The sequence below is a fragment of the Bradyrhizobium sp. IC3195 genome (assembly GCF_020193585.1).
In the GTDB taxonomy this organism is placed as follows: domain Bacteria; phylum Pseudomonadota; class Alphaproteobacteria; order Rhizobiales; family Xanthobacteraceae; genus Bradyrhizobium; species Bradyrhizobium yuanmingense.
This window is the reverse complement of sequence record NZ_JADYVG010000033.1, coordinates 18758-36527: the sequence shown is the minus strand read 5'-3', so window position 1 is coordinate 36527 and position 17770 is coordinate 18758. Positions and strand designations below refer to the sequence as shown.

The following is a 17770-nucleotide window of genomic DNA, read 5'->3' as shown; positions in this document are numbered from 1 at the left end:
TGCATGTCAAAAAGCGGGAAACGCGTGGCCTGGGTCACGGGTGGCGGCAGCGGGATCGGGGAGGCCGGCGCCGAGGCGTTAGCTGCCGACGGCTGGACGGTGGTGGTGTCCGGACGGCGGCAATCAGCCCTGGACGCCGTGGTGGCGAAGATCAGCAGTGCAGGTGGCGCGGCCGAGGCCATTGCGCTCGACGTCGCCAACGCGGCCGCAGCCCAGAAGGCGGCCGACCAGATCGTCGCGAAGCACGGCCGCATCGACCTGCTCGTCAACAATGCCGGCATCAATGTCCCCAAGCGCAGCTGGAAGGACATGGAGCTGGAGGGCTGGGACAGACTGGTCCAGGTCAATCTCAACGGCGTGCTCTATTGCATGCGCGCCGTGCTGCCGACGATGCGCAAGCAGCAGGACGGTTCCATCATCAACGTCTCGTCCTGGGCCGGCCGTCACGTCTCGAAGATGCCGGGCCCGGCCTACACCACCACCAAGCACGCGGTGCTGGCGCTGACCCATTCCTTCAACATGGACGAATGCGTCAACGGCCTGCGCGCCTGCTGCCTGATGCCGGGCGAGGTGGCGACGCCGATCCTGAAGCTGCGACCGGTGGTGCCGAGCGAAGCCGAGCAGGCGAAGATGCTGCAGCCCGAAGATCTCGGCCGTACCATCGCCTTCATCGCGAGCATGCCGGCGCGGGTCTGCATCAACGAAGTGCTGATCAGCCCGACGCATAATCGCGGGTTCATTCAGACGCCGAACAACAGGGATTGAGGCGAGGACACTGCCTCAACGGGTACGCCGTCGCAGGATGGGCAAAGGCGCGAAGCGCCGTGCCCACCATCTCTCTCCGCATTTGCGTTTGGTGGGCACGCTTCGCTTTGCCCACCCTACTGCTTCGCTACGCTTGTCCGGGTGCTCTCGTTCGCACACGAACATCCCCGCCGATAGTTTCACCCATCACAAAGAATTTTTCCCCGAAACCGCACCTGAAACCCTCCCGTAGTTCGGTCCAACGACGGCACTGCTGCATCACCCTTAACTGTCGCAGGCGCCGTTGTTGCTCAACTCAACGCCGGCCAACGCCGGTCTCAATTCAATCGGGAGACTCTCTCATGTCGAAGCGCATTGCCTATCTCGCTGCCGCCGCCTTCAGCGCCCTGGCCCTCACCGCGACCGTCGTCGCGCCCGCCAGTGCCGAGGAAAAGACCGTCATGGTCGGCGGCGCCGCGATGTACCCGTCCAAGAACATCGTCCAGAACGCGGTCAACTCCAAGGATCACACCACGCTGGTGGCGGCGGTGAAGGCGGCCGGCCTGGTGCCGACGCTCGAAGGCAAGGGCCCGTTCACGGTGTTCGCGCCGACCAACGCCGCCTTCGGCAAGCTGCCGGCCGGCACCGTCGACAACCTGGTCAAGCCCGAGAACAAGGCAACGCTGACCAAGATCCTCACCTACCATGTCGTGCCCGGTAAGCTCGCGGCTTCCGACCTCACCGACGGCAAGAAGCTGAAGACCGCCGAAGGCGAGGAGCTGACGGTGAAGAAAATGGACGGCAAGGTCTGGATCGTCGACGCCAAGGGCGGCACCTCGATGGTGACGATCACCAACGTCAACCAGTCGAACGGCGTGATCCATGTGGTCGATACCGTGCTGATGCCGGCGACGTAACACCGCGCGATCCTGTTTCATCCCCGAACAGGACGTCCTCAGACCGCGAGCCGGGGATACCCGGCTCGCTCTTTTGTGACCACAATAGCCTCACGACATCGATTCGATGGCGAACGGGATGTAACGAAAGCCGAAACACCGGCGTATAATCGCTGTCACACGCCCTCAGGATGGAACCCGCCATGGCGAGCCTCACAGTCACCGACGAGCAGGTCACGGCCACCAAGTCCAAAGTGATCCAGCCGGCCTGGGTGCGGGTCATGCATTGGATCAACGCGCTCGCCATGATCCTGATGATCCTGTCGGGCTGGCAGATCTACAACGCCTCGCCGCTGTTCGACTTCCGCTTTCCGCGCGAGTACACGCTGGGCGGCTGGCTCGGCGGCGGCCTGCTCTGGCATTTTGCGGCGATGTGGCTGCTGATGATCAACGGCTTCGCCTATCTCGTCACCGGCATCGCCACCGGCCGCTTCCGCAAGAAGCTGCTGCCGATCACGGCATCGGGCGTGCTCCACGACGTCAGGGCGGCGCTGACCTTTAAGCTCGGCCATGACGATCTCACCGTCTACAATTACGTGCAGCGGCTGCTCTATGCCGGCATCATCGTGGTCGGCGTGCTGATCGTGCTGTCGGGCCTTGCGATTTGGAAGCCCGTGCAGCTCTATTATCTCGTGATGCTGTTCGGCGATTATCCGGCCGCGCGCTATGTCCACTTCTTCTGCATGGCCGCGATCTGCGCGTTTCTGGTCGTCCACGTCTTGCTTGCGCTGCTCGTGCCGAAGAGTCTGCGCGCGATGATCATCGGTCGCTAGAGCATGATCCGGAAAAGTGTGAAGCGGTTTTCCGACAAGATCATGCTCAAAATGGATATGTGAGGAGAACATGGCCAAACGTCCGTTCCTGATCCCCGGCGTCGACAAGCGGCTGCTGATCAAGGATTCCATCAAGACCATGCCTGATCTCGCCCGGCGCCGCTTCATCGCGGGCGGCGCCAGCTTAGGGGCGCTGACGCTGCTCACGGGTTGCGATGTGATCGATTCGTCTTCGGCCGAGACCATGCTGGCGAAGGTCTCGAAGTTCAACGACGCGGTGCAGGCCTTCATTTTCAATCCCGACGCGCTGGCGCCGACCTTCCCCGAAAGCGCGATCACCAAGCCGTTCCCGTTCAACGCCTATTACGATCTCGACGACGCGCCTGACATCTCGGCCGCGGATTGGAAGCTCGAGGTGCGCGGCCTCGTCGACAACAAGAAGTCCTGGACGCTGGACGAGCTCCATCGATTGCCGCAGGTCACGCAGATCACGCGTCACATCTGCGTCGAGGGCTGGAGCGCGATCGGCAGCTGGACCGGCACGCCGTTGCGCGATTTCCTGAAGCTGATCGGCGCCGATACGCGCGCGAATTATGTCTGGTTCCAGTGCGCCGACAAGGACGGCTACAACTCGCCGCTCGACATGCGCAGTGCGCTGCATCCGCAGACGCAGATGACGTTCAAATACGCCAACGAGATCCTGCCGCGCGCTTACGGCTTCCCGATGAAGATCCGCGTGCCGACCAAGCTCGGCTTCAAGAACCCGAAATACGTGGTCTCGATGGAAGTCACCAACGATTACAAGGGCGGCTATTGGGAAGACCAGGGGTATAATTCGTTCAGCGGGAGCTAGCTCCGCTGTCGTAGGGTGGATTAGCCGAGCGGCTGCGCGAAGCGCAGTCGGTGGGCGTAATCCACCATACTTCCGCAGTTGCCGAGCGAAGTTGGTGGATTACGCTTCGCTAATCCACCCTACGGCACCGATTGCTTGGCAGGCCCCACCTTCCGCTGGCACAACGCCGCCACCGCGCCCAGCGCCAATAGCGCCGCCGACACATTCAGCGCGTAACTCAGGCTCCCCAGCGCATCGGTGATCGCGCCGACCACGATCGGCCCGAGCGTCTGGCCGACGCCGAACGAGATCGTCATCGCCGCGATCGCGGTCGGCCACACCTCTGGCGGATAGTTGAAGCGGACGAAGGCGGTGGTCGAGCCGACCACGGCGAAAAAGGCGACGCCGAACACGATCGCGGAGACCGCGAGCCAGGCCGGCGAATGCCCGAGCATCGGCAGCGCTGCGCCAGCTGCGTTGGTGCCGAGGATGATGGCGGTGGCGAGCCCGCCGCGGTCGAGCGCCAGCACGCCGCGCCAGGCCCAGGGCGTCACGAACGCAGATAGACCGATCAACCCCCAGAACGCCGCCTGCGCCGCGGCCCCGCCGCCGCCGTCGCGCACATAGGCGATCATGAAGGTCATGTAGGCGATGTAGCCGGCGCCGAACAGGAAATAGCCGGCCAGATAAATCAGCACCGGCAGGATCGCGAACGAGGCATGACCGCCTTCAGAGAAGCGCGCGCCGCTCTCGATCCGGATCAGGAACAGCGGGATCGTCATCGCGACCGACAGCAGCGTCAGCGCCCACCACACGATCCACCACGAGCCCGGCCCGAAATATTGCAGCGTGAACGGGGCGATCAGCCCCGAGGACAGAATGCCGATGCCGGGTCCGGCATAGAACAGGCTGAGCAGGAAGTTGGCCCGTTCGGGCCGCGACTGGGCGATGGTGGCAGCGAGTGCGCCGCCGGCGACGAAGCCGGCCGCCGCGCCCAGGCCCAGCACCAGGCGCGCCAGGCTCAGCGCGACGAAATCCCCCGTGAGCGCGCACGTGGCGAGCGCTGCGACGCAGGCAATGGTTCCGCCGCGGATCGCGGCGGCCCAGCCGACGCGCCGGATCAGGCGGGACGCCACCAGCGCGCCGACGAGATAGCCGACGGCGTTGATCGTGTTCATGAAACCGGCCGCCGAGTAGGACCAGCCGAGGTCCTCCCGCATGTCCGGCAGCACCAGCGCATAGGCAAAGCGGCCGATGCCGAGCCCGACGGTGGCTGCCAGCGACAGGGTCAGGATCAGCCGCGCGGGGTGTGCGTCGGGCAGGGGGCGATCAGGTGCGTGCAAGGGGTACTCCGGCCCGTCCAGTGTGGCAGGCCCCGCCGGCCTTGCACAGCCGCAGCGCGGCAATGGTGTCTTGCCAAGCGCGCAACGCCGCTCTAGCACTCCGGCGCCGTCATTCCGGGGCGCGCGAAGCGCGAGCCCGGAATCCATAACCCCGGCTGGTGGCTATGGATTCCGGGCCCGCGCTAAGAGGCGCGTCCCGGAATGACGAGAGAGGATCGAAAAGGACACGACATGGCGACCCACAAACTGCTGCTGCTTCCCGGCGACGGTATCGGCCCCGAGGTGATGGGCGAGGTGAAGCGGCTGATCGACTGGCTCAATTCGGCCGGGATCGCCAAGTTCGAGACCGACACCGGCCTCGTCGGCGGCTCCGCCTATGACGCGCACAAGGTGTCGATCTCCGAAGGCGACATGGCCAAGGCCAAGGACGCCGACGCCGTGATCTTCGGCGCGGTCGGCGGTCCGAAGTGGGATGCCGTGCCTTACGAGGTGCGCCCGGAAGCCGGCCTCTTGCGCCTGCGCAAGGATCTCGCGCTGTTCGCCAACCTCCGTCCCGCCGTGTGCTATCCGGCGCTGGCGGATGCTTCCAGCCTGAAGCGCGAGGCGGTCGAGGGCCTCGACATCGTCATCGTGCGTGAGCTCACCGGCGGCGTCTATTTCGGCGAGCCGAAGACCATCACCGATCTCGGCAACGGCCAGAAGCGCGCCATCGATACCCAGGTCTACGATACCTATGAGATCGAGCGCATCGGCCGCGTCGCCTTCGAGCTTGCCCGGAAGCGCAAGAACAAGGTGACGTCGATGGAGAAGCGCAACGTCATGAAGTCGGGCGTGCTCTGGAACGAGGTCATGACTCAGGTCCACAAGCGCGAATACCCCGATGTCACGCTCGAGCATCAGCTCGCCGATTCCGGCGGCATGATGCTGGTGAAATGGCCGAAGCAGTTCGACGTCATCGTGACGGACAATCTGTTCGGCGACATGCTCTCCGACATCGCGGCGATGCTCACGGGCTCGCTCGGCATGCTGCCCTCGGCCTCGCTCGGCGAGGTCGACGTCAAGACCAAGAAGCGCAAGGCGCTGTACGAGCCCGTGCACGGCTCGGCCCCCGATATCGCCGGCAAGGGCCTCGCCAATCCCATCGCGATGATCTCGTCCTTCGGCATGGCGTTGCGCTATTCTTTCGACATGGGCGATCTCGCCGACAAGGTCGACCAGGCCATCGCTGCCGTGCTGGCCAGCGGCCTGCGCACCGCCGACATCAAGTCGGAAGGCACCACGGTCGCTTCCACCACGCAGATGGGCGAAGCGATCCTGAAGGAATTGCAGAAGCTGCACGCGTAAGGCGGGAAGAATCGTAGCCTGGATGGAGCGAAGCGAAATCCGGGTTCTCACCCCGTGGACAGACCTTCCCGGATTGCGCTTCGCTCCATCCGGGCTACGGCCTCATTGGAAACCGCCTCATGGATACACCCCGCCCCAAGATCGCGGAAACCGTCATCCATGAGACGGTGCGCCTGCGCGAGGCGCAGGTCGGGCGGCGTTGCGAGGTGCTTGCGGGCACGCGCATCGAATATGCTTCGCTCGGCGACTACTCCTATCTCGGCGAGAATTGCGACGTCGCCGACGCCGTGATCGGCAAGTTCACGGCGATCGCCAACTCGGTGCGGATCGGTGCGCCAAACCACCCGATGGGCCGTCCCTCGCAGCACCGCTTCACCTACGTCCCCGAATATTACGAGGCGGGCGCGACGCGCGACCGCGACTTCTTCGCAGGTAGGCGCGGCGACCGGGTGATCGTCGGCAACGACGTCTGGATCGGCCATGCCGCCATCCTGCTGCCGGGCGTGAGCGTCGGCGATGGCGCAGTGATCGCCGCAGGCGCCGTCGTTAGCCGCGATGTCGAGCCGTACACCATCGTCGGTGGCGTTCCCGCCCGTCCCATCCGCAAGCGCTTTGACGATACCGTTTCCGCAAGCCTGCGCCGCATCGCCTGGTGGGATTGGCCGGATACGCTGATCTTCGAACGCCTCAGTGATTTCCGCTCCGAGGCCATCGAAGAATTTTGCCGGCGCTACGATCCGGCAGCCAATGCGTAAGACGGACGCATCTCGCGAAAAACAAAAATGGCCGGGCGTGAGCACCGGCCATTTTGATTCGGTCGTGACGCCCGCCTCAGTACAGCGGGAAGTTCTGCGGATAGCCGCCGACATCCTGCGGCGGGGAGAGCGGCTGGCGGTCGATCGGCCGGTTGAGGTTCTCGCGGGCGAAGGACGGATAGCCCACGGCCGGGGGGAAGGCGTAGTCGGTGAACTTGCGGTCGCCCGGATTGACCTCGGTGCCGCCATCGAGCCAGGAGCGCTTGCTCACATAGAGGCGGGTGCGGCCCTGTTGATAGACCGTGTTGGGGCCGCTCGGGCCGTAATAGGGCCGGCCGCGGTCGTCATAGCGCTGCTTGGTCCTGGTGTCGGCGGAAGCCGGGGTCGCGAACGCAACGGCCATTGCGGCGCCCGCCGCAAGCAATGTCGCCAGTTTGTTCGCGGCCAATTTGTTTACACCAGCAAATTTCAAGCTCATCACGTCCCCTTCAGGCGGCAGGCCGCCAGTCGATTTCACCCCATACTAGCCCGGCCGGGGCGGACGCAACTAGGTCAATTGGGTCACACCAGCTCGGAATAATCGTGCGCGCCGGCAAAAGTTGCATGCAAACCAGCTACTTGAGCTTGATGCAGAATCCTTGATGCAAGTCAAAGCGCTCCGCGCAATTGCGCGTTCGCTGCGCCCAGCAGCCAGTCCGGCGAGCCCTGAGGGTCACAGCCGCGGCGCCTGAGCTCGGCATGGGCGAACAATTCCGCCAGCCTCGGCTCGTTGCCCGAGGCCAGCAGCGTCAGCCGGTTCAGCGTGCAGGCGATCGCCGCGCGGCGGGCGGGCAAGCTGTCGCCCTGGCAGGAGAAGCCGGAGATCTGCAAGGCGGGCTCCTCGTAGCGCTTGAGATAGCCGAGGCAGGCCCGCGTCCCCTCTGTCGCGCCGACCGGCCGGAACAGGGCGACGGGGCCGAATTTGCTGTCGATCAGGCCGGCCTGCTCGAGCGGGGCATCTGCACCCAAACCCATCCGGGCGGCCAAGCCCGCGGCCGCCGGCCGTGTCACGTCGAATTCGGCGCCTTGGCGGTAGATTTCGAGTTCGGCCACCGGCTTGTCCGCCATATCGGTCCAGCGCAGCACGTCCCTGCGGCCGCCCTCGGGATGCCTAAAGATGACGTAAGAGGCTGTTTTTTCTGATGAATCGATCCGGCTGACGGCGAAGGCCGGATGCGAGCGGTCGGCGATGCTCCAGCCCGGTCTGTCCGCCGGACCATCGCCACGCAGGTCAGGCAGCTGTCCCAGGCCTGCGAGGGCGAGGATGGCAAACAGGGCGAGCGCCCCCACATAGGCGACCAGATGCGCCAGCGTGCCGACGACCTCGTCGGCCAAGGCCAAGAGCGTCAGCTGGATCTGGGTAGGGCTAACGGCCGTGCTGGCCTCAGGCGACTGCATCCACGTCCCTAAGGCATGGTCTTAACGTTGTCTTGAGGCCGGTTCTCGCATAGAAGCGCTGCTCTTCCTGTTTAAGCGTCAGCTTCGGGAACGGGCTTTTTCATCGGAGAGTGAACGATGGGTTACAAAGTCGCAGTCGTCGGCGCGACCGGCAATGTCGGTCGGGAAATGCTCAACATCCTGGATGAGCGCAAATTCCCCGCGGACGAGGTCGTGGCCCTGGCGTCGCGCCGCAGCGTCGGTGTCGAGGTCTCCTATGGCGACCGCACCCTGAAGGTCAAAGCGCTCGAGCATTACGACTTCTCCGACGTCGACATCTGCCTGATGTCGGCGGGTGGGTCGGTGTCGAAGGAATGGTCGCCGAAGATCGGCGCCGCCGGCGCTGTGGTGATCGACAATTCCTCCGCTTGGCGCATGGATCCGGACGTGCCGCTGATCGTGCCCGAGGTGAATGCGGCCGCGACCGAAGGCTTCAAGAAGAAGAACATCATCGCCAACCCGAACTGCTCGACCGCCCAGCTCGTGGTGGCGCTCAAGCCGCTGCACGAGAAGGCGACGATCAAGCGCGTCGTGGTCTCGACCTATCAGTCGGTGTCGGGCGCCGGCAAGGACGCGATGGACGAATTGTTCTCGCAGACCAAGGCCGTCTACACCAACGACGAGCTGGTCGCGAAGAAATTCCCCAAGCGCATCGCCTTCAACGTCATCCCCCACATCGACGTCTTCATGGAGGACGGCTACACCAAGGAAGAGTGGAAGATGATGGCGGAGACCAAGAAGATCCTGGATCCCAAGATCAAGCTGTCCGCCACCTGCGTGCGCGTGCCTGTGTTCGTCGGCCATTCCGAGGCCGTCAACATCGAGTTCGAGAATCCGATCACCGCCGATGAAGCGCGCAACATCCTGCGCGTGGCGCCCGGCTGTCTCGTCATCGACAAGCAGGAGCCCGGCGGCTACGCCACTCCTTACGAAGCGGCCGGCGAGGACGCGACTTACATCAGCCGCATCCGCGAGGACGCGACCGTGGAGAACGGTCTCGCGCTGTGGTGCGTATCCGATAACTTACGCAAGGGCGCCGCCCTCAACGCGATCCAGATCGCGGAAGTGCTGATCAACCGCAAGCTGATCAGCGCGAAGAAGAAGGCGGCGTAACCGGCTTACATCGGCCGGACTTCGACCACATCAGGCACGAAGTGCTTGAGCAGGTTCTGGATGCCGTGCTGGAGCGTCGCCGTCGATGACGGGCAGCCGGAGCAGGCGCCCTTCATGTTGAGATAGACAATACCGTCCTTGAAGCCGCGGAAGGTGATGTCGCCGCCGTCATTGGCAACGGCCGGCCGCACCCGGGTCTCGATCAGGTCCTTGATCATGTCGACGGTCTCGGCGTCGGCTTCATCGAAGAACTCGTCCTCGTCGTCAAGATCGGCATCGCTGTGCGCTTCGCCGCCGGCGAGCAGCGGCGCGCCGGACATGTAGTGCTCCATGATGGCGCCGAGAATCGCGGGCTTGAGCTGCTGCCACTCACCGCTCGCCTTCGTCACGGTGATGAAGTCCGATCCGTAGAACACGCCGGTGACGCCGGGCACCTCGAACAGCTTCTCAGCGAGCGGGGAGCGCGCCGCCGATTCGCGGCTCGAAAATTCCATCGGGCTGCCGTCGACCACGACGCGGCCGGGAATGAACTTCAGCGTGGCGGGATTGGGGGTGGCTTCGGTTTGAATGAACATGGTTTTCTCCAGACGTCGCCGGTTCAAGGCCGGCGCGTGCTCTATCCCCTAGCAGATGGCGACGGCTAACGCACGGTCAAGGGGAGGCGGGATATTAGCTCATAAAAATCAGTGGGTTGGCCTTACCCTCCCCTGGAGGGGTCCGGGACGAGCGTAGCTCGCCCGTGGTCGATCGCGCGCAGCGCGAGCGGGGTGGGGTGATCTCTCCACTCGGGCAGTGTCGGATGTGGAGAGACCGTCACCCCACCCCGTCTCATGCCTCGCTTCGCTCAACATGAGCCGACCCTCCCCTCCAGGGGAGGGTAAGATGCATCGTCGCTAGGACAGCGAATCCACGCTCTCATCGCTCAGGGCACCCGAGATGATCGTCACCGGCACCGGGAACGTGCCGAGCGCATGCGCGAGCAGCGAGACCAATGGCCCCGGGCCCTCCGCGCCGGGATTTGCGGCGAGCACCAGCATGGCGATATCAGGATCCTCGTCGATCACTGCGAGCAGCTGTTCCATCGCGCTGCCTTCGCGAATGACGCGCTCCGGCGTGATGGCGGCGATGCCGTTGGCGCGCCCGGCGGCGCGGTCGAGCGCGGCTTCGGCGGCTTCCTGTGCCTCGGCGCGCATGATGTCGGCGACCCCCAGCCATTCCTGGCTCTGCTGCTCAGGCTCGATGATGCGCAGCATCACCACGCCGCCGCCAGCGCGAATCGCCCAGCGGCTGGCGTAATAGACGGCGCGATCCCATTCGGCGCTGTCGTCGACGATGACGAGGCATTTGGGCTTGTGACCCGGCTCGTAGCAAAGTCGCTTGCTGGTCATGCATGTCCCGGATTGTGCAGGGGGGAGCATGCTGCCACACTCCCGCGATGTTTGGGAGGGGCGAAGCGGCCGGCGCCGTGGCGCCAGCCGGTATCGCGAAGCGCGCCCTAGCGCCGGCGAATGAAGCCGACGATGTCCTTGGAGAGCTTCATGGTCTCGTCGGCGATCGCGCGCGCCCGGTCGGATCCGTCGTTCAGGATCGCCTCGATGTGGCCAGGGTCGGCGACGAGGCGCTTCATCTCGCCGGCGATCGGCGCGAGCTTGGTCACGCACAGCTCTGCCAGCGCGTTCTTGAAGCTGGAGAACTGGCCGCCGCCGAACTCGCGCAGCACGTCCGCCTTGGAGCGGCCGGACAGCGCGGCGAAGATGCCGACGAGATTGTCGGCCTCGGGCCGCGCTTCCAGGCCCTTCTCTTCCGTCGGCAGCGGCTCCGGATCGGTCTTCGCCTTGCGGATCTTCTGCGCGATGGTGTCGGCATCGTCGGTGAGGTTGATGCGCGAATTGTCGGAGGCGTCCGACTTCGACATCTTCTTGGTGCCGTCGCGCAGGCTCATCACGCGCGTCGCCGGACCCGTAATCAAGGGTTCCGGCAGCGGGAAGAACAGCCCGTCATTGACGCCCTGCGCGCGGATCGAGTCGCCGAAGTCGTTGTTGAACTTCTGCGCGACGTCGCGCGAGAGTTCGAGATGCTGCTTCTGGTCCTCACCCACGGGAACGTGGGTGGCGCGGTAGAGCAGAATGTCGGCCGCCATCAGCACGGGATAGTCGAACAGGCCCACCGAGGCGTTCTCGCGGTCCTTGCCGGCCTTCTCCTTGAACTGGGTCATGCGTCCCAGCCAGCCCATGCGCGCGACGCAGTTGAAAATCCAGGCGAGCTCGGCATGGCCCGAGACCTGGCTCTGGTTGAACACGATGTGCTTCTTCGGATCGATGCCGGCCGCGATGAACGCGGCGGTCACCTCGCGGGTGTTGCGCGCGAGCTCGACCGGCCCGCCCCAGACGTCCACCCCTTGCGTGATCGCGTGCATGTCGACGACGCAATAGATGCAATTGTGGGTTTCCTGCATCTTCACGAAGTTGACGATGGCGCCGAGGTAATTGCCGAGGTGCAGATTGCCCGTGGGCTGGACGCCCGAAAAGACCCGTTCAACGAATGGCATGGTCAGCCTTCCCATAGGTATTCGGCCGTCGTTTCCAACAGCGGCGCTGCCCCGTCAAGGGTCTTTCGCGGAGGCCGTGGTCTAGCTGGGCCGTTTCAATGCGTTAACCGCCTCGCGCCAGGAGGCGGCACCGAGGATCTGCAGCAACAGGCCGTAGACGGCGATCCCGGCTGCGATCTGCACACCCAGCACAATGAAGTGGATAAGCCCATGGGCGCCGGCCGGCACCAGACCCGCGGTCAGCCAGAGCAGGGCGCCCATGGCGATCGCGGCCAGCACGATCCGCGGCAATCGCGTGCGGGCCGCCGCGTCGATCGAGAAGCCGAACTCGCCCGCGCCCTTGCGGAGCAGCGCGAGCGCGCTGCTCCAGGCGCCAGCCGCGATGCTTGCCGCGATTCCGCTTGCGCCAAAGACATGACCGAGCAGAACCGCGAGCACGACCGTCACCACGAAGCCCTTGGCGGTCGCGAGCAGCGGCGTCATCGTGTCGCTGCGGGCATAGAACGCCGGCGACAGCGCCTTGATCACCACATGCGCCGGCAGGCCCAGCGCCAGCCACATCAGGGCACGCGCGGTGGCCGCGCTATCCGCCGCACCGAACGCGCCATGCTCGAACAGCAGCCCCACGATCGGCTCGGCGAGCACGATCAGGCCGACCGTGGCCGGCAGCGCCAGCCCGGCGGAAAGCTCCAGCGCGCGGGATTCGGCATGCGCCACCGCGTCGCGATCGGAGCTCGCGACGGCGCGCGTCAGCTCCGGCACCAGCACTGTGCCCATGGCGACGCCGACGATGCCGAGCGGCAGCTCGATCAAGCGGTTGGCGAAATAGAGCCAGGACACCGCGGACGGCGTTGCGGACGCGATGATCGCACCCGCCACCATCAGCCATTGCGGCCCCGAGCTTGCGATCATGCCGGGGATCGCCTTGGCGAAGAAGCCGCGCATCTCCTTGTCGAAACTCGCGCGCAGCGGTGTCGCAAGGCGCGCGCTTCGCTGCGACAGCAGCATCAAGAGTTGCAGCAAGCCGGCCAGGCCGACGGTCGCTGCCAGGATCCACGCGGCGAAGCCGGCGTCTGCATGCCAGACCAGCAGCATCGCGATCGCGGCGATCAGCGCAATGTTGAACAGCAGTGGCGAGAACGCCGTCAGCGCGAAGCGTCCCTGCGCATTGAGCAGCCCCATCAGCACGGTGACGGGACCGGCGAAGGCGAGGTAAGGCAGCATCAGCCGCGCGTTCTGAACCGCGAGATCGAGCGTGCCACTGCCGAGGAATCCCGGCGCGATCACCGTCATGATCAGCGGCATCAACAATGCGAGCAGGAGTGAGATCCCGATCAGGGCCGTGCTGACCGTGCCGATCACGCGCCCGGCAAACGCCGCGGCTTCCGCCACCCCGTCGCGGTCCCGCACCCGCAGCCAGGCTGGGATCAGCGCCGCGTTCAGCGCGCCCTCGCTGAGCAGCCGCCGCACCACGTTGACGAGCTGGAACGCCGCCAGAAACGCATCCGCCACGGCGCCGGTGCCGAGCAGCGCCGCAATCAGGGAATCGCGGGCGAAACCCAGCAGGCGCGAGGCCAGCGTTCCCGTCGAGACGGTCAGGAAGGAGCGGATCATGCTCTCGAAAATACCGTTGCTTGCCCGCCAAGGCCCGGTCGTGATAGGCCGCGAGCTTGGATTTCAGGCCGACAGGAAGCGGATTTCCGGTTAGATCGCAATCCGGCAAACAGGATCAAGGTGAATGGCTGACGTGAAATATGACGTTCTCGGCATCGGCAACGCGCTGTTCGACGTGCTGGTTCGGACCGACGAGGCCTTTCTGGCCAAGCATGGCATGGCGAAGGGCAGCATGTCGCTGATCGACGAGGCGCGCGCGGCCGCCATCTACAAGGACATGGGTCCGGCGACCGAGGTCTCGGGCGGTTCGGCCGCCAACACCATCGTCGGTATCGGCAGCCTGGGGGCGCGCGCCGCCTATGTCGGCAAGGTCAAGGACGACCAGATCGGCAAGCTCTACGTGCACGACATTCGCGCCGCCGGCGTCGCCTTCAACACGCCGGCCGCCAAGGACGGCCCCGCCACCGGCTGCTCCTACATCCTGGTCACCGGCGACGGCGAGCGCACCATGAACACCTATCTCGGCGCGGCGCAGGACCTGTCGCCCGCCGACATCGATCCGGCCGAGATTGCCGGCGCAGGCATCGTCTACCTCGAAGGCTATCTCTGGGACCCCAAGAACGCAAAGGAGGCCTTCGTCAAGGCGGCCAAGATCGCCCATGACGCCAAGCGCAAGGTGGCGCTGACGCTGTCGGATTCCTTCTGCGTTGATCGTTATCGCGACGAGTTTCTCTCGCTGATGCGAGGCGGCACCGTCGACATCGTGTTCGCCAACGAGTCTGAGCTGCACTCGCTCTACATGACCTCGGACTTCGACACCGCGCTGAAGCAGCTGCGCAACGACGTCAATCTCGGTGTCGTCACCCGCAGCGAGAAGGGCTGCATGGTGGTCTCGTCCGAGGATGCCGTCGCAGCGCCGGCCTTCCCGGTCGAGAAGGTGGTCGACACCACCGGCGCCGGCGACCTGTTCGCCGCCGGCTTCCTCTACGGCCTCGCGCGCAACTTCGGCTACAAGCAGTGCGGCGAGCTCGGCGCGCTCGCCGCCGCCGAAGTCATCCAGCACATCGGCGCGCGGCCTCAGGTATCGTTGAAGGAGCTGGCCGAGCAGCGCGGGCTGACGGCGTAAGAAATTATCTCTGCCTCCACGATGCGGTCGGCATAGCGACCGCACTTTGCCGGCGTGCCGCGTAGAACGAGGCGCTCTCTCTGGCTCCTGATCAAAAAAAACGGCTCCGAGCCGAATGGCCGGAGCCGGGATCTTGGGCTTCTTCGCTTCTCAGTACTTGGCCATCATCGGCCCGCCGAACTTGTAGTTCAGGCCGGCCCGCACGGTATGGAAGGTGAGGTCCTGCGAGATGCGTTCGACGTAGTTGGAGCCGGGCGGAGCAAAAGTGCTGCCGGGCACGTAGGTCGATGTGTAATCCACGCCGCCGAGGTCGGTGTAGAGATATTCGAGCTTAACCGTCCAATTCGGCACGAAGGCGTGCTCAACGCCGGCGCCGACCGTCCAGCCGACCTTCGTCTCGGACACCGAACCCGTCTTGGTATAACCATTGGACGAGGTGAGATCCCAGCTTCCCTTGACGCTGCCGACGGCCAGACCGCCGGTGACGTACAGCAGGGTCTTGTCGACCGCATAGCCGGCGCGGCCGCGAACGGTCACGAGCCAATCGTTGCGGATGCTTTCGTCGAATGTGCGGATCACCGGCGGATTCGCTCCGGTGAAAACGGTGCGCGCACCGATATCTGTTGCGTTGGCGTCGGCTTCTACACCCAGAACCCAAGCACCGGTCTGCCAGTTCGCGCCGATCTGAAGACCGCCGATAGCGCCGGCCGGATCGAGGCGGCGATTGCTCAGCGCCACAAACTCGTTCCTGAACGCTACGCCTTCCACGGCCCAGCTGCTGGTGGGATCGAGCACGGTGCCGAGATCCGACTGCCCCCAAGCGTAACCCGCATTCACGCCCACGTAAAAACCGGTCCAGTTATAGACGGCTACGGCGGTCGCTGGTGCCTTGAAGGGCCGGGCCGCGAGATCTGCAGCGCTTGCCGAGCCGACGGTTGCAAATCCAATTCCTGCAACCAGGATGGTCCTCCAAGCCAATTTCATGGCATTCCCCCTAGATCAACAATCGATCAAGTCAGGACACGACCGTAACATTGTACTGCCGCCGATGGCTGTGCCGGGCCTGCCACAGGTGATCGACATTGAACGCGCGTGGGAGACGCCACAAGCAGAATGAATGGCGCACCTGTCCAAATAGCTGGAACTAAGGGTGCCGCGCAGCATCCGGCGGCGTAACGCTCGTCATCCCCGTCATTGCGAGCGCAGCGAAGCAGTCCAGAATCTCTGCGGGGAGACAGCTGGATTGCTTCGCTGCGCTCGCAATGACGATGTAGGCAGGCGCGGGCCTCAATCAAAACTGTCATCGCCCGGCGAAGACCGGGCGATCCAGTACTCCGAGCGGCTGTGATGGATCGAGAAGCCGCGGCGTACTGGATTCGCCTGCGGGGGGAATGACGGTCGTTGTATATGGAGAGCGTTCAACACTTTCACGCCGTCTTCGCCGCCTTCAATCCGAGCCGCTGCTCGACTGCCTCGCGCATCAGGAATTTCTGGATCTTTCCGGTCACGGTCATCGGAAATTCGTCGACGAACTCGACGTAGCGCGGGATCTTGTTGTGGGCGATCTGGCCCTCGCAGAAGGCACGTACTTCCTCAGCCGTCAGTTGCTCGCCCGCTCTGACACGAATCCAGGCGCAGAGCTCCTCGCCGTAGCGGGTATCGGCGACGCCAAAGATTTGCACGTCCTGGATCTTGGGATGGCGATAAAGAAACTCCTCGATCTCGCGCGGATAGAGATTTTCGCCGCCGCGGATCACCATGTCCTTGATGCGGCCGACGATGTTGCAATAGCCCTCGTCGTCGATGGTGGCGAGGTCGCCGGTGTGCATCCAGCCGTTGGCGTCGAGCACGTCGGCGGTCTTTTCCTTCTCCTCCCAATAGCCCAGCATGACACTGTAGCCGCGGGTGCAGAGCTCGCCGCGTTCGCCCCGCTTGACGATCTTGCCTTCGAGGTCGACGACCTTGACCTCGACATGCGGGTGGATGCGGCCGACCGTGGAGACGCGCCGCTCGAGCGGATCGTCGGTTGCGCTCTGGAAGCTGACCGGGCTGGTCTCGGTCATGCCATAGGCGATGGTGACCTCGCGCATGTTCATTTCGGTGTTGACGCGCTTCATCACCTCGATCGGGCAGGGCGCGCCCGCCATGATGCCGGTGCGCAGCGATTTCAGGTCGAACGTCCTAAACTCGGGGTGGTCGAGCTCCGCGATGAACATGGTCGGCACGCCGTAGAGCGCGGTGCATTTCTCCTGCTCGATTGCGCGCAGCGTCGCCAGCGGATCGAAGCCCTCGCCCGGGTAGACCATGGTGGCACCGAGCGTGACCGCGGCGAGGTTCCCCATGACCATGCCGAAGCAATGATAGAGCGGCACCGGAATGCAGATGCGGTCCTGCTCGGTCAGGCGCATCGCACGTCCCGTGAAATAGCCGTTGTTGAGGATGTTGTGATGGGTCAGCGTCACGCCCTTGGGCGATCCCGTGGTGCCGCTGGTGAACTGGATGTTGACGGGATCGTCGAATTGCAGCGCGGCGCCGAGCGCGGCGAGTTGTTCGCGATGCTCAGCTCTGCCCATGCGCGCGATCCCCTCGAAAGGGATCGTGCCTGACAGCGCCGGGCCGCCGATCTGGATCACCATCCGCAAGGCCGGCAAGCGCGCGGCCTGCAATTGTCCGGGCCTTGCGCCCGCCAGCTCCGGCAATAGCGTGTTGAGCATCTCCATGTAGTTGCTGGTCTTGAACGCCGTCGCGGTGACGATCGCCGCGCAGCCGACCTTGCGAAGGGCAAATTCCAGCTCGCTCAGGCGATAGGCAGGATTGATCGTCACCAGGATCAGGCCGGCCTTGGCGGCGGCGAACTGGGTCAGCGTCCATTCCGGTCGGTTCAGCGACCAGATGCCGATCCGCTGGCCCCGCTCGAGTCCGAGCGCGAGAAAGCCGGCGGCGAGCGCATCGACCCGTTCGGCGAATTCCGACCAGGTCCATCGCACCTCGTGGCTGGGCGAGACCAGCGCTTCGCGATTGCACCAGCGCTGCGCGGCCTGGTCGAGACTCCGGCCGATCGTGTGGCCGAGCAGCGGCGCGTCCGAGATGCCGCAAACGTAGCTGTCCGCTTTGTCCGCCAAGTCGAGATCCTTTCGTGAGTGATG

Annotated in this window: 17 protein-coding genes; 8 read left to right on the top strand and 9 right to left on the bottom strand. The window is 64.7% G+C overall.

Annotation, left to right across the window (positions count from 1 at the left end):
- Positions 1–3 precede the first annotated feature (3 nt).
- The 4 genes from I6F09_RS35170 (at position 4) to I6F09_RS35155 (ending at position 3326) form a co-directional block, all read left to right on the top strand.
- Positions 4–765 (top strand): SDR family NAD(P)-dependent oxidoreductase, encoded by a 762-nt coding sequence (locus I6F09_RS35170; protein ID WP_225152248.1) that lies wholly within the window; start codon positions 4–6, stop codon positions 763–765.
- Between the two features lie 341 nt (positions 766–1106).
- Positions 1107–1661 (top strand): fasciclin domain-containing protein, encoded by a 555-nt coding sequence (locus tag I6F09_RS35165; protein ID WP_036024154.1) that lies wholly within the window; start codon positions 1107–1109, stop codon positions 1659–1661.
- Between the two features lie 182 nt (positions 1662–1843).
- Positions 1844–2473: a cytochrome b/b6 domain-containing protein gene (locus I6F09_RS35160; protein WP_225152250.1), complete on the top strand. Its 630-nt coding sequence runs from the start codon at positions 1844–1846 to the stop codon at positions 2471–2473.
- Between the two features lie 70 nt (positions 2474–2543).
- The gene (locus I6F09_RS35155) at positions 2544–3326 is read left to right on the top strand and encodes a molybdopterin-binding protein (RefSeq protein WP_225190083.1); all 783 of its coding nucleotides are present in this window, start codon (positions 2544–2546) and stop codon (positions 3324–3326) included.
- A gap of 119 nt (positions 3327–3445) precedes the next feature.
- On the opposite strand, the gene I6F09_RS35150 is transcribed toward I6F09_RS35155, so the two are convergent.
- Positions 3446–4648, bottom strand: a complete 1203-nt coding sequence (locus tag I6F09_RS35150; RefSeq protein WP_036024151.1) for a YbfB/YjiJ family MFS transporter — start codon at positions 4646–4648, stop codon at positions 3446–3448.
- Positions 4649–4879: 231 nt separating this feature from the next.
- On the opposite strand from I6F09_RS35150, the gene leuB reads away from it, so the two are divergent.
- The gene (gene leuB, locus I6F09_RS35145) at positions 4880–5992 is read left to right on the top strand and encodes a 3-isopropylmalate dehydrogenase (RefSeq protein WP_225144796.1); all 1113 of its coding nucleotides are present in this window, start codon (positions 4880–4882) and stop codon (positions 5990–5992) included.
- A 119-nt stretch (positions 5993–6111) separates the two neighbouring features.
- Complete coding sequence (locus I6F09_RS35140; protein WP_225152252.1) at positions 6112–6747, top strand: DapH/DapD/GlmU-related protein; 636 nt, start codon at positions 6112–6114, stop codon at positions 6745–6747.
- 76 nt (positions 6748–6823) lie between these two features.
- On the opposite strand, the gene I6F09_RS35135 is transcribed toward I6F09_RS35140, so the two are convergent.
- Both I6F09_RS35135 and I6F09_RS35130 read right to left on the bottom strand, forming a co-directional pair.
- Positions 6824–7225 carry a hypothetical protein gene (locus I6F09_RS35135; RefSeq protein ID WP_225190082.1) on the bottom strand — a complete coding sequence of 134 codons (402 nt, stop codon included), beginning with the start codon at positions 7223–7225 and terminating at the stop codon, positions 6824–6826.
- Between the two features lie 170 nt (positions 7226–7395).
- Complete coding sequence (locus tag I6F09_RS35130; RefSeq protein WP_057025859.1) at positions 7396–8184, bottom strand: hypothetical protein; 789 nt, start codon at positions 8182–8184, stop codon at positions 7396–7398.
- Between the two features lie 117 nt (positions 8185–8301).
- On the opposite strand from I6F09_RS35130, the gene I6F09_RS35125 reads away from it, so the two are divergent.
- Positions 8302–9336 (top strand): aspartate-semialdehyde dehydrogenase, encoded by a 1035-nt coding sequence (locus tag I6F09_RS35125; protein ID WP_057025860.1) that lies wholly within the window; start codon positions 8302–8304, stop codon positions 9334–9336.
- 5 nt (positions 9337–9341) lie between these two features.
- Here I6F09_RS35125 and I6F09_RS35120 read toward each other — a convergent pair whose 3' ends face one another.
- The 4 genes from I6F09_RS35120 to murJ all read right to left on the bottom strand — a co-directional run bounded on the left by I6F09_RS35120 (position 9342) and on the right by murJ (position 13498).
- Positions 9342–9911 (bottom strand): NifU family protein, encoded by a 570-nt coding sequence (locus tag I6F09_RS35120; RefSeq protein WP_036002713.1) that lies wholly within the window; start codon positions 9909–9911, stop codon positions 9342–9344.
- Between the two features lie 318 nt (positions 9912–10229).
- Positions 10230–10724, bottom strand: a complete 495-nt coding sequence (locus I6F09_RS35115; protein WP_036002710.1) for a universal stress protein — start codon at positions 10722–10724, stop codon at positions 10230–10232.
- Positions 10725–10831: 107 nt separating this feature from the next.
- Positions 10832–11884: a tryptophan--tRNA ligase gene (gene trpS, locus I6F09_RS35110; protein WP_225190081.1), complete on the bottom strand. Its 1053-nt coding sequence runs from the start codon at positions 11882–11884 to the stop codon at positions 10832–10834.
- Between the two features lie 81 nt (positions 11885–11965).
- The gene (gene murJ / locus I6F09_RS35105; protein WP_225190080.1) at positions 11966–13498 is read right to left on the bottom strand and encodes a murein biosynthesis integral membrane protein MurJ; all 1533 of its coding nucleotides are present in this window, start codon (positions 13496–13498) and stop codon (positions 11966–11968) included.
- Between the two features lie 124 nt (positions 13499–13622).
- On the opposite strand from murJ, the gene I6F09_RS35100 reads away from it, so the two are divergent.
- Complete coding sequence (locus I6F09_RS35100) at positions 13623–14624, top strand: adenosine kinase (RefSeq protein WP_109142029.1); 1002 nt, start codon at positions 13623–13625, stop codon at positions 14622–14624.
- A 150-nt stretch (positions 14625–14774) separates the two neighbouring features.
- Here the strand turns inward: I6F09_RS35100 and I6F09_RS35095 are convergent, their stop codons facing one another.
- Entirely contained in the window at positions 14775–15608 is an 834-nt protein-coding gene (locus I6F09_RS35095; RefSeq protein ID WP_036024125.1) for an outer membrane protein, read from the bottom strand.
- Positions 15609–16051: 443 nt separating this feature from the next.
- The gene (locus I6F09_RS35090) at positions 16052–17746 is read right to left on the bottom strand and encodes an AMP-binding protein (protein ID WP_225190079.1); all 1695 of its coding nucleotides are present in this window, start codon (positions 17744–17746) and stop codon (positions 16052–16054) included.
- Positions 17747–17770: the final 24 nt, after the last annotated feature.